Origin of the sequence: Oscillatoria sp. CS-180, assembly GCF_028330965.1 — a bacterium.
Lineage (GTDB): Bacteria > Cyanobacteriota > Cyanobacteriia > Phormidesmidales > Phormidesmidaceae > Halomicronema.
Map to the genome: position 1 here is coordinate 26,455 of NZ_JAQMUB010000062.1, position 16,009 is coordinate 42,463.

General features: G+C 48.0%; 13 protein-coding genes. 9 read left to right on the top strand and 4 right to left on the bottom strand.

Annotation, left to right across the window (positions count from 1 at the left end; genetic code table 11):
- Nucleotides 1-81: 81 nt before the first annotated feature.
- Nucleotides 82-981, top strand: a complete 900-nt coding sequence (locus tag PN498_RS14635) for a S1 RNA-binding domain-containing protein (protein WP_272063553.1) — start codon at nucleotides 82-84, stop codon at nucleotides 979-981.
- 246 nt (nucleotides 982-1,227) lie between these two features.
- Nucleotides 1,228-2,430: an LL-diaminopimelate aminotransferase gene (locus tag PN498_RS14640; protein WP_272063554.1), complete on the top strand. Its 1,203-nt coding sequence runs from the start codon at nucleotides 1,228-1,230 to the stop codon at nucleotides 2,428-2,430.
- Between the two features lie 237 nt (nucleotides 2,431-2,667).
- Here the strand turns inward: PN498_RS14640 and PN498_RS14645 are convergent, their stop codons facing one another.
- Nucleotides 2,668-6,651, bottom strand: coding sequence for an SdrD B-like domain-containing protein (locus tag PN498_RS14645; RefSeq protein ID WP_272063555.1), 3,984 nt, complete (start codon nucleotides 6,649-6,651; stop codon nucleotides 2,668-2,670).
- A gap of 662 nt (nucleotides 6,652-7,313) precedes the next feature.
- Entirely contained in the window at nucleotides 7,314-7,517 is a 204-nt protein-coding gene (locus PN498_RS14650; RefSeq protein ID WP_272063556.1) for a PEP-CTERM sorting domain-containing protein, read from the bottom strand.
- A gap of 679 nt (nucleotides 7,518-8,196) precedes the next feature.
- Between PN498_RS14650 and crtA the strand changes: the two genes are divergently transcribed.
- The gene (crtA, locus tag PN498_RS14655) at nucleotides 8,197-9,042 is read left to right on the top strand and encodes a cyanoexosortase A (RefSeq protein WP_272063557.1); all 846 of its coding nucleotides are present in this window, start codon (nucleotides 8,197-8,199) and stop codon (nucleotides 9,040-9,042) included.
- A 105-nt stretch (nucleotides 9,043-9,147) separates the two neighbouring features.
- Here crtA and lgt read toward each other — a convergent pair whose 3' ends face one another.
- Complete coding sequence (lgt, locus tag PN498_RS14660; protein ID WP_272063558.1) at nucleotides 9,148-9,993, bottom strand: prolipoprotein diacylglyceryl transferase; 846 nt, start codon at nucleotides 9,991-9,993, stop codon at nucleotides 9,148-9,150.
- Between the two features lie 130 nt (nucleotides 9,994-10,123).
- Entirely contained in the window at nucleotides 10,124-11,737 is a 1,614-nt protein-coding gene (locus tag PN498_RS14665; RefSeq protein WP_272063559.1) for a helix-turn-helix domain-containing protein, read from the bottom strand.
- Between the two features lie 556 nt (nucleotides 11,738-12,293).
- Between PN498_RS14665 and PN498_RS14670 the strand changes: the two genes are divergently transcribed.
- From PN498_RS14670 to pyrF, 6 genes are all read left to right on the top strand, one after another.
- Nucleotides 12,294-12,779 (top strand): hypothetical protein, encoded by a 486-nt coding sequence (locus PN498_RS14670; protein WP_272063560.1) that lies wholly within the window; start codon nucleotides 12,294-12,296, stop codon nucleotides 12,777-12,779.
- A 3-nt stretch (nucleotides 12,780-12,782) separates the two neighbouring features.
- A complete protein-coding gene (locus tag PN498_RS14675; RefSeq protein WP_272063561.1) occupies nucleotides 12,783-13,196 on the top strand; it encodes an ArsC/Spx/MgsR family protein in 414 nt (137 codons plus the stop codon).
- A gap of 168 nt (nucleotides 13,197-13,364) precedes the next feature.
- The gene (locus PN498_RS14680) at nucleotides 13,365-13,679 is read left to right on the top strand and encodes a hypothetical protein (RefSeq protein WP_272063562.1); all 315 of its coding nucleotides are present in this window, start codon (nucleotides 13,365-13,367) and stop codon (nucleotides 13,677-13,679) included.
- A 27-nt stretch (nucleotides 13,680-13,706) separates the two neighbouring features.
- A complete protein-coding gene (locus PN498_RS14685) occupies nucleotides 13,707-14,075 on the top strand; it encodes a hypothetical protein (RefSeq protein WP_272063563.1) in 369 nt (122 codons plus the stop codon).
- Between the two features lie 110 nt (nucleotides 14,076-14,185).
- Nucleotides 14,186-15,145 (top strand): sulfotransferase, encoded by a 960-nt coding sequence (locus PN498_RS14690; protein WP_272063564.1) that lies wholly within the window; start codon nucleotides 14,186-14,188, stop codon nucleotides 15,143-15,145.
- Between the two features lie 131 nt (nucleotides 15,146-15,276).
- Nucleotides 15,277-16,005, top strand: a complete 729-nt coding sequence (pyrF, locus tag PN498_RS14695; RefSeq protein ID WP_272063565.1) for an orotidine-5'-phosphate decarboxylase — start codon at nucleotides 15,277-15,279, stop codon at nucleotides 16,003-16,005.
- Nucleotides 16,006-16,009 lie beyond the last annotated feature (4 nt).

Sequence of the window (16,009 nt, forward strand, 5' to 3'; positions counted from 1 at the left end):
TGAATCAAATCCTTTCATAGCAAGCAATCTAACGTTTGCCATTGTCTTAAACTGGATAGCCACGGCTATAAACTCAATTGAATGACGACCGGGGGAGGCCCGATTTTGACCTTTTCGACAGAAGACTTTGCCCGCGCCCTAGCGGATCACGACTACACCTTCAAAACAGGAAATACCGTTCGAGGCAAGGTAATTGGTCACGGTTCAGAAGGCGCGATGGTTGAGATTGGTGGTAAGTCGGACGCATTTTTGCCTTTGAAGGAAGCCTCTCTAGAACGAATCGAGAATCTTGAAGAGGTGCTTCCCCTTGGCGAAGAATTTGAATTTCTCATCATCCGCGACCAAGATATGGAAGGTCGGGTTGTTCTCTCTCTGCGTCGTCTGATGGTACAGCGTGTTTGGGAGCGGCTGATTGACAAGGAAGCCAACAAAGACATTATGGATGTCACGGTAACGGGCACCAATAAAGGTGGGGTTATTGTTGATGTCGAAGGTCTACGAGGCTTCGTACCGCGATCACACCTCGTCCAATCCCAAGATTTAGACGCTCATGTGGGGAACACTCTCTCGGTGGGTTTTCTAGAAGTCAATCAGGACGACAACAAATTGGTCTTGTCTGAACGGATAGCAGCGCGATCGCAAGCTATGTCCACGCTTGAAGTGGGCCAATTAGTCACAGGCACCGTCGCTAGCCTCAAACCCTACGGCGCTTTCGTTAGTTTTGAAGGGGTCACCGGTCTTCTTCATATCAACCAAATCAGTAAAAATTACGTAGACTCCCTTCAGAACCTCCTTCGAGTCGGGCAAGATATCAAAGCCATCATTGTCAATATAGAAGAACAGAGAGGTCGTATTTCCCTCTCCACCAAAGTTCTGGAGAAGTATCCTGGAGAGGTTTTAAAGGACTTCGACACGGTCATAGCAGATGCTGAGAATCGCCTGCAAAACGTAGGTCAGCTGCTAGCCGAAACCGACCTCTAGACCCTGTTTTCTTTGCCGCCTCCAACCTTGCCGCAACCGCAAACACTGATACCGGTGGGATGGCTGAGGCAAAAGTTTTCGTTCTCCCAAAATATCCCAACTTCCTGGTGCCTAGACGAAAATGGCAAGGTTGACCGTTGACTGTTGGTCGTCGGGAAGTTGACTATGTACTGATTGTCATATCGGTCCTTCGTACATCGAAACCTACGATAAGGTGAAGAGTGCAACCGTCAAGATTTCAGACCCATGTTGTTTGCTGATCGCCTTGTTCCCCTACAAGTCAATGTTTTTGCCGATATGGATCGGGCCAAGGCCAATGCCCGTAAGTCTGGTCAAACCATTATTGACCTATCTTTGGGGTCTTCTGATTTGCCGACCGCGCCTCACGTATTGGACACCATTTCTGAAGCGCTGTACGACACAAGCACCCATGGCTACTCTCTGTTTCAAAGCACGCTACCATTTCGTCGAACTGCTGCTGATTGGTACACTCGCAAATTCGGAGTTTCCGTTGATCCTGAAACGGAAGTGCTTCTGCTGATCGGTTCTCAGGAAGGAACGGCTCATTTGCCCCTGGCTATCCTGAACCCGGGTGATTTTGCCCTGCTGACCGATCCGGGATATCCTTCCCACGCAGGTGGCGTTCATCTGGCGAGTGGGCAGTACTATACGATGCCTTTGCTAGCGGAGAATGGGTTTTTGCCTCAGTTTCAGGATGTTCCGCCGGAGGTGTTAGCCCAATCTAAGATGATGGTATTGAGCTATCCTCACAATCCCACTACAGGATATGCATCGCTGGCGTTTTGGGAAGAGGCCGTCGAGTTTTGCCAGTCTCATAATCTCGTTTTAGTCCACGATTTTCCCTACGGCGATGTCACTTACACCGGAGAACCTGCACCCTCTGTTCTACAGGCTGATCGCAACAAAGCGACCTCGATTGAGTTTTACTCTATGTCTAAGTCTTACAACATGGGGGGCTTCCGGGTAGGATACGCGATCGGCAATGCGGAATTAATTACAGCGCTACGACAAATCAAAGCCACTGTTGACTTCAACCAGTATCCCGGAATTGTGCGAGGGGCGATCGCGGCCCTGTCTGGTGCCCAAGAGGGTGTTCAAAAAACCGTAGACACTTTCCGGCAGCGACGAGACACGTTCGTTGAAGCTGCAACTCATATCGGCTGGCACATTTCCAAGCCCAACGCAACGCAATACCTTTGGGCCAAACTTCCAGACCCTTGGGTACAAGATTCGATTGACTTTTGTGTTCAACTGGTCGAGGCAACGGGTGTAGCTCTGGCACCCGGTCGCGGTTTTGGTAAATATGGCGAAGGCTATGTGCGAATCGCTCTCGTCCAGTCGCCAGACGTTTTGGAAGCTGCTGTACAAAAGATTGATGGCTTTCTTGAGCGATCGGGTCACCAAACGCAATCTGTTTCACCGCTCTAAGAAGCCTAAAAGTCTTCTGTGGAAACATAGAGAACGAAGAAAGGGATTGCTTAGGCAATCCCTTTCCATCTCAATAACCGACTGAATTTATACTGATAGCTTTAGCCCTCTAGGCTTGTGCACCCGGTTGTTATTAGGTGCACAAGCTCATGACCCAATGGCTCGCCGTCTTGTTTAACGGAACTGGTGACAGCTATACAGCGGCACAGGTGCTCCATGATGCCGCTGTTGCTATCTCTAGATCAAAGCATCCGTGACAACACCAGCACTGATTAAGTCAGGAGCGTGGCCGTTGACATAGCTGAATAGATCTGTGTCCTCAAGGGCAGGCATATGAGAGCCACCATTGGAACCACCGCTATTAGCATCGCTAGTGCCGACAACTTTAACGTAGTCAAAACGAGCAAACTCTCTGTGATTCTTCCAGCCAGAGAGCTTAATTTGCTCACCTGCATCAATCTGAACATCCTCGATGACAAACTCGCGGAAGTTCTTTTGGGAAACCCAACCAGAGCCTAGATGCTCATCAAAGGTCCAATTGCCAACGGTGTTGCCACCAACTTTGACTTTACCCATCGACCGTCCGTCGTTCTCATCGAAGTAGCCAACGAGAATGTCATAGGTGCCACTAGGCCCATCAAAGTTGATGGAGGCATGACCATCATGCCTTCTGAGTTTAATTACCTCACCACCAGAAGCGCGATGATTACCAACGTGTTCTACCCGATAACCGTTCAGGTGCATATCCTCAGCTTCGTAATGGAAGACTTCGGGGGCAGCAACCTCGGTAAACTTAACCGAGTCAAATCGAGCAAACTCGTTGTGCTCTCTCCAGCCGGAAAGCTTGATCTGTTCGCCGTGCTCAATGTACACGGACTCGCTTACAGTGCGTACAACACGGTTGTTAGCGGACACAAGACTCGAGCCTAAGCGCTGATCAAAGGTCCAATTATCGATGGTTTCACCACCGATCTTGACTTTACCCATTGACTTGCCATCGTTTTCGTCAAAGTAGGCAACGTCAACTTGGTAGTAGCCACTCTCCCCTGTGAAATGGGTCGATGCATATCCATCCCAGCGACTGAGTTTGATGACTTCACCACCGGAAGCAACGTTGCTGCCGACATGCTCAATGCGGTAGTTGCATAGATGCATGTCTTCAGCTTCGATGAGGATATGCTCAGGTGAAGGAGGTTCAGGCGTTTCACCATTTTTGTAGAAGCCCATATCTGTGTCAGAAACGCCGTCTGCCATAACAGTTCCAACGTTTTTGTACAGTCCATCTCCGAATTCGACACCTGTAATTGCGCCGCTGCCCTTCAGGAAGACTTCTAGTTTGGAAACGTTGTCGTCATTGATATCGACAGTCGCTTGACCCCCATCACCCATGATAGGAATTGCCTGAGAGTCAATCAGACTGCCATTAGCATCAAAGGATTTGATAGTGCCGCCTCGCTCTTCAATATCTAAGAAGCTCATGCTGTTGATATCAACCGCATTGGCAAAATCAAAGGTAATCGTTCCCCCACGAGCGTTGTCGTCGGGATCAGAAGAATCTCCATCTTCGGAAATAATAAGAACCTTGCTCTGATTATTAGTCCGTAGGTCGTTATCACCCCCTGTAGGATTAAAGGTGTCGAAGATCATCGCTTCGCCAGCCCCACCTGTTGCAGAGATAGTGACACCTTGTGCTGCATATTCGTTATCAACAACGGTACCTGCCGCAAACCCCTCAAAGTCAATGACCGTCGATAGGTTTTGTGCTGCTTCGCTCTTGGAATAGAGCCAGGTCTCACCAATATCTAGCAAGTTGTTGTTGTTGAGGTCACCTCCCACAAAGGCGGGGTTGAAGTCATCACTAATGTCACTAGCAGTGCCGTTGTCGTCTGTGACAACCACGTCGTTGGCAGCGAACGCGACTTCTCCGGTATTTTTGACGGCATAGGTGAAGGTAACTTCCTTGCCAGCTGCGATTTCGACAGCTGTGGCAGCAGTTTCGGCATCTGCACCATTAACAAATTTTTTGATGCTGATGTCAGGAGTCAATGTCTCCACGATACCTGCATCCAAAGTGGGATTGAATTCACCAGGAGCCAAAGTGACGACTTGAGTCATGCCGTTGCTAGGGTCAGCATCGGAGTCAGCCGCATCATCGTTCCCTACATTGGCTTGCGTGAATTCAAAACCAGTAGGCAAGTTGGAGAAGATAACCTTGTATTCTTCACCAGGGTTGAGGCCATCAAAGCGATACTCACCATTGGCGTCAGTTGCCGTAGCGGCGATTGTGTCGTCGGAAGTACCGATAACACCATCTACGCCGCCACCGATTAGCTCAACCGTGACGCCTTCGACGCCTGCTTCGCCTGCATCTTGAATACCGTCGCGGTCAGTATCGAAGAAAACGGTGTCGCCCAAGCCAGCTAGCTGTTGAACGATACCTGCATCCAAAGTGGGGTTGAACTCACCAGGAGCTAGAGTAACGACTTGAGTCATGCCGTTGCTAGGGTCGGCATCGGAGTCAGCCGCATCATCGTTCCCTACATTGGCTTGCGTGAATTCAAAACCAGTAGGCAAGTTGGAGAAGGTAACCTTGTACTCTTCACCAGGGTTGAGATTGTCGAAGCGATACTCACCGTTGACATCTGTTGTTGTCGTCGCAGTGGTATCGTCCGCAGTTCCAATAACACCATCTGCGCCGCCACCTGACAAAGTTACCGTGACGCCTTCAACGCCTGCTTCGTCTGCGTCTTGAATGCCGTCGCGGTCAGTATCGAAGAAAACGGTGTCGCCCAAGCCGGCAAGCTGCTGCACCAGACCTGCATCGAGTGTGCCGTCAAACTCACCTGAGGTAAGTGTTACGGTCTGAGTCTTACCCGTAATGGGGTCAACATCGGAGTCAACCGTATCATCATTACCTGCATCAGTAGTTGTGAACTCTAGACCAGCAGGTGCAGTAAACATAACCTGATAATCACCAGGGGGCAGGCCTGTGAAGGAGTAACCGCCTTGAGCATCAGTTGTAGTAGTTGCAACAACATTGCCATTACCATCAATGAGGTCAACCTGAACGCCTTCGACACCAGCCTCGCCAGCGTCTTGGACACCATCACGGTCAGCATCTAGAAAGACAAAGTCGCCCAATCCAGCCTTCTTGAAGAAGCCGGAATCAATTGTGGGATCAACGTCACCGGGATCCAAAGAGATGACATCGGAGATCGGTCCATCTGAATCAATGGCATCATCACCACCGACATTCGCTGGGCTTGCCATGTCGAAGCCATCGGGCGTCTCGAACTGAACTTTGTAGTCGCCAGGAAGGACAGTGAACTCGTAGTTGCCGTTAGCGTCAGTTGTCGTTGTATCTACAACTTCGTTCGCTTCAATTTCGCCATCACCATTAATGTCAGCGAGCAGGTTAACCGTTGCATCAGCAATGCCTGTTTCGCCAGCATCTTGAATTCCGTCAGCATCGGCATCTTCAAAAACGGTGTCGCCTAACTTGGACAGCTCAACTGCGACAATCGTGATTTGACCATCAATCTCGCCACCAACTGGAGTACCGTTATTGCCGTCGGGAACTAAGATAATGGCAACCTTTTCACCGGCTTGAGGAACGAAATCATTGTTACTCAGAGCAGCTGCTACAACCGCATCAACATTGCTTTGATTAATGCTGCCAAACAGATCTGTGAAGAAATCGATGTCCGACTGAGACAGGGTAGAGTCGTCATCTAGCAGCTCCCAGAAGGCAAGCTGAATGTCAGTGACAGTAAAACCTTGATCAAGGAAAGTGTCTTGATTATTGAGTAACCAGTTGGCTGCACCCAAGTTTTCAGGTTTCTCAATTTGTCCACCAAGACCGTCACTTAGAACCGCTGGATCATAGCTGGAATATACAGTCGCTGTGAAATCAATCGGATCTAATTCCCTGTTTAGTCCTAGGTTTGGCAAAGATACGCGGTTATCGCTAGTATCTCCATCGCCGTTAAAGTCAATTCCTTCGAAGTTTAAAAAACGGTCAAAATCGATGCAGTAGCTATCAAAAGAACCCGTTAAGATACCACTTGAATCGTTAATGTTCATATCAAAGTAGCTGGGGTTGCCCAAAGGGATATCCAGGTTCTGACCCTGGGGACTACCGTTGGTCAAGTTTCTCTGAATAGCAGTCACAGTGACCTGCTGCGGCAAAATGCCGCTCAGGCTTTGAAGATTTCCGCTCATGGAATTTTACCTTTGAAAAAGTGAAAATTGGGTACAGGGATGAGTCAGCGCGTGGCGAAAGGTGGAGCTTTCGCCACTTCTGTGAGATTTATCCCTGTTTTTTATGGTTATAGGGATTCCTGAATAGCACTCATGCTCAGACCATAGGGTCGCTGAGGAACCTTTTGTCTTGGACTCAATGCACTAAAGATTCCAGGATGTTAAAGTTGACCGCGAGTCAAGATTTTTGATGAGGGCTTTAGCTGTCTGCTGAGATCTTTATAGGATGAACGCTCGCAGACAAATCAAGACTCGTCGAGAAAACAATTTCGCTTGGCCTCTATCACAGTCTCTTCCTGTCCGCACTTGCTGGAAGAAGGCCGAGGCGTGAAAGCGATCGCTACAGAGTTGTAGCTTTAGCTATCTAGGTTTGTGTACCTAATAGTATCCGGGCGCCTAGTGCTTACCAGACGGCTTGTCGTTTTGTCCTAACGGAACTAGCGACGGCCATATCAGGTAATGCACCTGTCCGAATAGACCGGCTTATCTGCTTACATCCTGAATAAATTAAACGAATTGGGGGCTTTTGTCTGTGGGAAGACTTCTTGAGCAAGCCTTCCCACAGACAATACTTGAGATATCGCAGAACGTATAGCAAGAGTTGCGGAACTCCATGCCTAGGGTTACTTTTGCTCTTCTTGACGAGAATCTTTGAACTTCTTAGCCAGTAGACCGCCGCCAACGGCAATGCTGCCGAGAATAGTCATCGGCTCAGGTACAGGTTCAGCAGACGTGTCACGACCACCACCACGGGCAGAAGCCGGCATGGAGATAGCAGAAGCTAGAGCGATCGCTGCGCCAGCAGTTAGAAAAGTCTTTCTCAACATATTAAAAAAACTCCGATATACAGTTCTGGGAGCCATCCGTGCTCGCTCTATCGGAACACTTAGGCTCGCCAGTACTATTTGTAACATCACGTAGGGAATATCACATAAATTTCGTTTGAAGATAGAAATCTACTTTTGAAGAAAAATTGAACTTACTTCTCGAAGTCGATCGCAATTGGATTCTGAAAGCCTTTTTGGGAGAGGATTTCAGGCCTTTTCTATTTGTCTATACAATTAAGCAGGATTGGCGCGATCACAAAACTTGATGGGATGACCGCAAGCAACCTCGTACCTGACGAGCTTAAGCTCGTGTAATCTCATAAAGTTTTTGTCGCTTTTAGGTATGGCCTCCGTGAAAGTGCATGGACTCTATAAAGATCTGCCATGATTCTTGTTGTGAGTGTTGATTTCCGGAGTCAAGTCACATTATTGTCTCAGGAATCAGGGGAATCACTTAGAGCGGGGATTCATGATTTATGGATGTTTAGACGCTTTCCCAGGGTCTGACGATAGGTTGCCTAGCTTTGCATCGCTTTAGCCATTTGCTAGGGCACCGAGTAGCATCCGGTTGCTTAGCGTGCCTAGTCAGATGACTTGCTGTCTGCCCTAGTGGAACTGGCGACGGCAACATCTCAGCTTGGGATACCCAGCAAAGTAAACTTTCTTTAGAAAAAATCTTATGAAACTGAACACAATCAGCACCAGCCATTTATCCAAGACGCAAATACCTTTCTTTGTCCTTGCGGTTATGGGTGCAGCAAGTGCTGCAATTCACGTTGGCCTCGTAGCTCAAAGTAACGATGACAGTCTATTGCCGTTGAGTCTCTTATTTTGGTTATCGGCTGGGTCTTTGATTTGGCAGAAGCGCCACCAATTAACGCTGCATACCAATGCTTTGTCAATGCTTGCTGGAGGTGTTTTGATAGCAATTTTTCTCGCTTGGGGCATCAAAGCACCCACTGATAACTACTTGGCTGCGGGACCTTTCATTGCAACGGTGGGCCTAGCTGTTTTCTGTTCTAGTTGGCGAAACCTGACACAGTACCGAGCAGAATTCATTTTGATGTTTATGTTTGGTATTCCCAAGGTTTTGCTTTGGTCGGTTATTGACTTGAGAGGAATAACAGCGCGACTGTCTACAGCTATGCTTCAGGCTGCTAGCTTTGATGTGCTACGCGATGGCAGAATCATCAGCTTACCGACAGGTAGTGTCGAAGTGATTCACGATTGTTCTGGACTAAATGGCATCCTGTATTTGCTGTCGATGTCAGCTTTGCTGCTGATTATGGCCCCTATTCAAGGCACTAAACGATATCTTGTGCCACTGATGGGAGTTGCGATCGCTTTTCTATTCAACGGTGTGAGAGTAGCTTTCCTGGCTATTATGGCCGCCGACACTGATCCACAACGCTTTCAACATTGGCACGGTACCTCAATCTTTTCGCTCGGCGCTTTAGGGTTTTTCTGTGCAATTTACTGCTTAATACTTTGGCGAGAGAAGCGCGAGGCAATCTCATCTCTGTAAACTTCCCAGTCTTTAACCCGGCTCAGGGCGCGTCATCCATTAGTCTAAAAGCCTTGTGGTACAAGCATTGCTGCGCCTGCCCTAACGAAGCTGTTAGTACGACACCTATACGCTCTGTTCGTTAGGTGTCGTGGGATGACGATGACGCAGGTAGAGGCCAATGATGCCCGTGACGACAGCGATCGCTGACAGAATGTGAACCACATTAAAAGGAGTGCCGGGAAAGAACCAAGAGTCAGTTCTTAAGAACTCAATGAAGAAGCGACCGAGAGGATACCAAACCAGATACATAAGGGCGACGTCGCCGTCTTTCAACTGAGTTCGAAAACGGCGAGTGATCGAAAAAATGATGACAAAGCCCAGAAAGTTCCAGAGGGATTCGTAAAGAAATAGAGGATGGAAGCGGGTACTGTCAGGATAGGTGCTGAGGTCATTGTAGGGCGCAATTCGGTGAGCACGGTCAATTCGAAGTCCCCAAGGTAAAGTCGTGGGTGGACCGTAGAGTTCCTGATTGATGAAGTTACCCCAACGACCGATCGCTTGCGCTAAGGGAAGACCTAGGGCGATCGCGTCTAGATAAGGGAGCGCATCAAGCTGCCGAACGCGAGTGAATATCCAAAGTGCGATCCCCCCAAAAATAAAGCCTCCAAAGATATGAATACCACCACCCCAAACTCTCAAGATCTCCATTGGGTTTTGTAAGTAGTACCCTATGCCCGTAGATCCACGCGGCGATTGAATAAAGACATAGTACAGTCGTGCCCCAATAAAACCTGGAATTAGAATCCAGAACAACATGTCCCATAAATTTTCGGGATTCTCACCTTTGCGAGCAACTTCACGGCTGGCAATCTGAGTCGCAACCAAGATTGCTGCTAGCATCAGCAAACCGTACCAGCGCAGTGCTAAAGGACCGTATTGAAAAATGATGGGGTCGACTGGGGGGTACATGGGTGACTCGTGCAGAAAGTGGAATTGTAGCCAGCATACCGACAATTTGGGGGCATTGTGGGGCCTAAATTCCTCGCACCACGAGTTATCAACGCTGGAACTCACCTTTCTCGTATTGACACAAGGCTTCCTATAGATTTAGCGTCTGCCTCAGGAGTGCTTGGTCAACAGCATTGACGCCGAATCGACCTTTCTCAACATCGCGAATCCAGCTTTGGCTTTTGCCTAAAAGATCGGCTAAGGCCCGTTGGGTTAGATTTTGACGTTGACGAGCCGCTTTGATCGTACTACCAGAGAGCCGTCCAGCTTGAGCCTCTGTTTGAGACAGTGACTTGCGACGGCGACGATTAGTCGAGCTTCGTTTTGCTTTCTGCTGCCACTCATCAGGAGCCTCGAAGCCGAGTAGACGGGCGTTCAGCAAACGCTGCCATTTATCCCGAGGCGCAGTGTCGGTCAGACTCAATGTCCGGTTAGCATCGTTGGCCCAAAATTCCAGTGCATCATCAGCATCCTCGGGAATATCAGCAACCCTAGCCCATAGCGGCTGGATTTCAAGCGGATAGGTTTCAGGGTCGAAGCGGGGCTTGAGACCGTAGTAGTACAAGGTCTCCAAATCACCTTCAAAGGTTTTCAAAAGACGCTTGTGGGCACCCCGAATAGTAATCGCTTCCGTCAGACGCTCCTCACCATAGGCGATCCGCAGTAGGGTTCGTACCGTCATCCGGTGGTCGCCGCCTAAGCGGAGTTTGAACAAGAGCCACAGAAGCAAGCGCATGGCCCCTTCATGTTGCTGCCAATTACTCATCACTTCTGAAAGCAGAGACTGTGGCAGAGAACCGTACTGATAAAAAGCCGTTTGCCGACGATAGTCTTGCTTATTGAGAAAATGCTTTGACCAGGTTCCGGCACGGACAGTAAAGCTCAACCCAATTAAATGTTGGTAGCCTTCGGCATCGTCCTCAAAAAAGTACTGAGTATCTAGCAGTTGCCAAACGAGATGCTCACTCAAGGCAAAGGATTGAACTTTCCCCTGACGAGGCCAGTCCAGCGTCATCAATATCTGACAACATTGATGAACTAAGTCTTTGATCAGCGTCAGCTTTTCCAGCTTGGTCAGATCTTTGCGTTTATCAAGCCCTAGATACTGCTCAATATGCTGGTCGTTCAGAACAAAAACATCCTCCCACGGGCGATCACAGTTGATGGCATAAGCCGCAAAAATGAGATGAACACAAGCTGCACGAATATCTGAGTTGGCAATTCTTGAGGCGGCCTCCTCGGCGACTAGAGGGTTGGGGGAGTTTGCTTCAGGGTCCGCTGCTATCCTAAAGCGAATTTCTCCCCGACCCCGATGAACTGCGCGACAGTAACTGTAGTAGCCTTCTGCATCCGTCTGCCAAGGCAAACTGTGGCGCTGCGATAGAAGAGTGCAGGTTTCCCACATCGCCATTGAAGAAGCGAAGGGCGTATTCTTGCCATTGAGAAAAATATCGGAGATAGCTGCTGGCAAGAGCGTACTTTTGAGACGTCCTTTCTTTGCTTGCAGGGGCGTCAGTGAGCCAATGTCACAGGCTTCTACACACTGGGGAACCTCCAAATCTCGACAGCCATTGCAGAGGGTTGGGTCGATCCAGTAACTATTTTCCTCATCTTTATCGTTGTCGTTAGCTTTGATCGCTCCGTTGGGACACAGCGGGCGACAACTATCACAGGCAATACAACCATCTTTGATCGTGTAGGGCATATGCAAAAGGCTTCTATTTAAAAGAGCGTTTCAGGTCATGGAAAAGAATGCTTTGATAAATGTGCGAAGACGATTTTCATGGAGCGATCGCTAGTCATTGATATTCTCTATGGATCGCCTAGAAACATTACAAGCTAACGGGATTGAGTGATTTAGGGATAACAACCCAAAGCCGGCAATTTTATATAGAACGACACACTTTCATGCTTTCTTTAGGGTTCAATTCCAAAAATGTTTACTGCGGACTTTTTGAATTAGGGATGTGTTCCTGAGTTTACGGTTCGAGATTTTTTAAGTGATCGACTCCTGACAGTATTGCAAAACCATGAAACTAGCAGAAAACGATTTTCTTTGAAGATTTATTGTTGTTTTGCTATGAACTGTTTCAGGCGATTACATTGAATTTCCTAAGGTTCTTCGCGCTTGATTTCTGGTACGGTATGTCATAGAGAGTGTGCAAGATTTAGATTGAATTTGTGTAAAATGATGCTTCAAAAAAATGGAGCGTTTTGCACTTTCAGTTTTCAGGTATTGTGTAAAATATCCAATCTTTGTCATGCCTCAAACCATTTCACAGAAGGCATTTCCATCTTGTGATTTGCCCGTCTCCACGTGGGATCTATTGCTGGCCGCGGTCCAGCATTGGGAAGACTCGCAAGCATCGGATCATTACATTCAACAGGCGATCGCTAAAAACGCTGAGGTTGATGTTTTTGTTAGTGCTTATCGCTACTACTTCTATAAAAGTAATGCTCCAATGGCATTAAAAATGGCGACTGCTGTAGCCGATGCTGTTCGTGAACGTGAGCAGTGGCCAACGGATTGGCAAACGCTAAAACCTATCTTGTTGACACGATTAGATGATAGTTGTGTGCGCCTTTATATCAGTGCGTATGCTGCTTCTGGTTTGCTACAAGCTCGTCTAGGTGACTTTGAAATAGCGCAAAACATCGCTGAACAAGTCCAACAGCTTCATGCTAAGGAATTTGGCGCTGACATTCTTCTGAATATTCTGAGTGCACCTTCTGATGAGGAGGAGTGAAGAATGGCAACAGTTGACTTCTACGAGAAGCCCGGCTGCATTGGCAACGCTAAACAAAAAAGGCTTCTACAAATAGCCGGGCATACTGTGCGGGTTCATAATCTTTTGACAGAACCGTGGACTGCTGATCGCCTAAGGTTGTTCTTTGGCGATCGCCCCTTGACTGATTGGTTTAATCCAACGGCCCCAGCCATCAAACAGGGCAATCTCCAGCCGGAAAAACTGACAGCAGGTGAAGCACTGAGTTTGATGATTCAACACCCTATCTTGATCCGTCGTCCTTTATTGCAGGTCGGCGATCGCTATGCCGCAGGGTTTGATCTAGCAGACATCGATGCTTGGATTAGCCTTGCTCCCGAGACTAACTTATCTGAGGACGTACAGACCTGCCCCCAACAAAGCACGGTGATGGATTGACTGTCTTAAGAACGTTGGCTGAATTGATGCTGGGAACTCACTCAAATTTTCTCAATGAAGGGTTTACTTCGTTCAATCTCAGTCTACACAAATTACTACCTTAGATGAGTCAGTTGACCGAAAAACAGCACCACAACTGTAGAAAATTGAGTAGGAGTATTGATAACCATGATTCTGCAAGCAACTGATGCAAAAGTACTAGCGATGGAATTTCTGATGATGGATTTAGAGATTCCGGAGGACGATCAAGAATTTTTTGCAGTGCTCTCTGCTCATCGATCCGGTAGTGAGTGGCATGTGGTCGAAGTGGGGGTAGAAGGATTGCCCGACAAATGGGTCCTTCAGGTTTTTGATACCGGTATTTGTGATCCCTGCTACACCTTCACGACACCTGCACCCGCTGGCGATGATGCTGATCTGCAAGTATTTCCAGAGGCGATCGCGATAGTCGTTGCAGCCGAACGCAACGGCGGCAGGATCTGACAATTCGTTTTTCCGAGGCTTAATCCGATGACTTTTGCTCTCCCTCCAGACGATCAACCCCCTGCATCGACGACAGATTTAGATGCCACACTGCGGCGTCGGCTGGAATTGTCCATGCGAAAACATTTCTTTGAAGCTTGCGACGGTTCCATGCAGTCCTTACTGATGGAGTGCAGTTGGACAATCAATATCGCTGAAGTGCTGATGCTCGTCATCCACTGTCCCGATGCTACAACCAATTGGCGCGTTCTGAACGGCATGGCCCAGATCGCCGAATTTCTGGCACAAACTAGCCCCCTGGCTAAAATTCGCGTCTATCCGCCAATGGGGATGGGAGGACCATTCGACATGCGGGTCAACGAGCGCTCAGAATACCGTGTCTCTGTCAACGAGTGAGCAATAACTGGATTTCCAGTAGCTTAGATAGTGGGGTTATGTGGGGTTATTACCTAGAGTAGGGGAACTTTAGAAGCGATCGCTTCGCAGTCCCTATTGGCAGAAAAGACATGATTAAGGCGTTGCTCAAAAAGGTGTTGCCCAACGCCCTCATAGAAGAGCGCTCCATTCGGCGTTGGTATGAGGTCAAACAAACAGACATTCCAACCCTCGATACAGCCATCGCACAAATTGAATCGCGCTGGAACTTTCGTCCGCCCAATATTCCCGATAGCCCTGTTTTTATCTTTTCGACAGAATGGCGATCCGGCTCAACGCTTCTACAGCGATTAGTCAATTCAGATACACGGATTTTAGTGTGGGGGGAACCTTATAATCAAGGAAATTTTATTCAATGCTTAAGTGATTCACTACGTTCTTTCACATTGGATAATCCGCCAGATTCATACTTTATCAATTCCTCTAACTTTAAAAATAGTGAAGGAGTATTAGCCCGAAGATGGACGGCCAATCTATATCCGGATCTGCCGTCTTTAGTGAACGCTCATCAAAATTTTTATAAAACGCTCTATGAAAAACCCGCTCTTGAAAGAGGGTTTGAGAGATGGGGCATCAAAGAAGTCAGACTCACTATTGAACATGCTTACTATCTCAAATGGCTCTTTCCCAATGCCAAATTCCTCTTTTTATATCGAAATCCCTATGATGCCTATCAGTCCTGTCACAATTGGCGAGGCTTATATATGCGCTGGCCTGATAGTCCAGTTCTGAATCCAGAGATATTCGGCACTTATTGGAAGCAGATGTTGGAAGGATTTCAGGAAGGTGTTGATCGGGTAAACGGTTTTCTGATTAAGTACGAAGATTTTTTAATGGGTGAACCTTCTATCGATAAACTTTCTAGTTATCTTGATCTTGATTTGAATGCCGCTGTGATGGATATAAAAATTGGTTCGCAATCTAAGAAGGTACCGCTTACGACAAAGCAGCTGCGACGGCTTAAAAAAGTTGTTGATCCCCTAGCAACTCAACTAGGATATGTTGGCTTAAACTCTCAGCGATCGCGCTAATCGCAAATCTATCAAAACAGACTGCTCGATTCAGTAAGACCTCAATCCCACTCTTTAAAGGAAAAATTCTTGTCTGAACATGTCTCGTAGGCGATGCTATTGAAACACCCCGATGCCGAACAACGCTTTTCATGCCGAACCGTTCTGTAACACCCCAAGAGCGTCTTATTGTGCCACTAGATGTGGCTAGTTTCAGAGAAGCCCGCACTCTAGTCGATAAAATTCCGCAGGTTACCTTTTGGAAAGTGGGATTGGAGCTTTTCGTTAGCAGTGGTCCTGATATCCTGTCCTATCTCAAAGACAACGATAAAAGAATCTTCTTGGACCTTAAATTTCACGACATTCCCAATACAATGGCAGGCGCTTGTCGGGCTGCTGGACGATACGGCGTTGATCTGATTACTGTTCATGCGACAGCGGGGGCCGATGCGTTACAAGCTGTCTGTGAAGCCGCTCAAGAGGGTGCAGTTGCCGCTAGTCAAACACTGCCCCAACTCATTGCTGTGACTGTACTCACCAGCATTAGCCCTCGATCGCTGGCTTTAGATCTCAAAATCCCGCTGGAACTCTCCGACTACGCCCTACAGATGGCTCTACTTTCCCAACAGGCAGGACTTGCCGGGAGCGTTTGCTCACCACAAGAGGCCGAACTCCTGCGGCGCTGCTGTGGCAACGACTGGCTTCTTGTTTGTCCTGGGGTGCGTCCTACTTGGGCACAAAAAGGTGATCAACAGCGAACTATGACGCCCAAACATGCGATCGCAGCAGGTGCAGACTATCTCGTCATTGGCAGACCTATTACTCAAGCTCAAGACCCAGCTGAAGCTTTCCGGCGCATATGCGATGAACTCATTGAATGAGAAT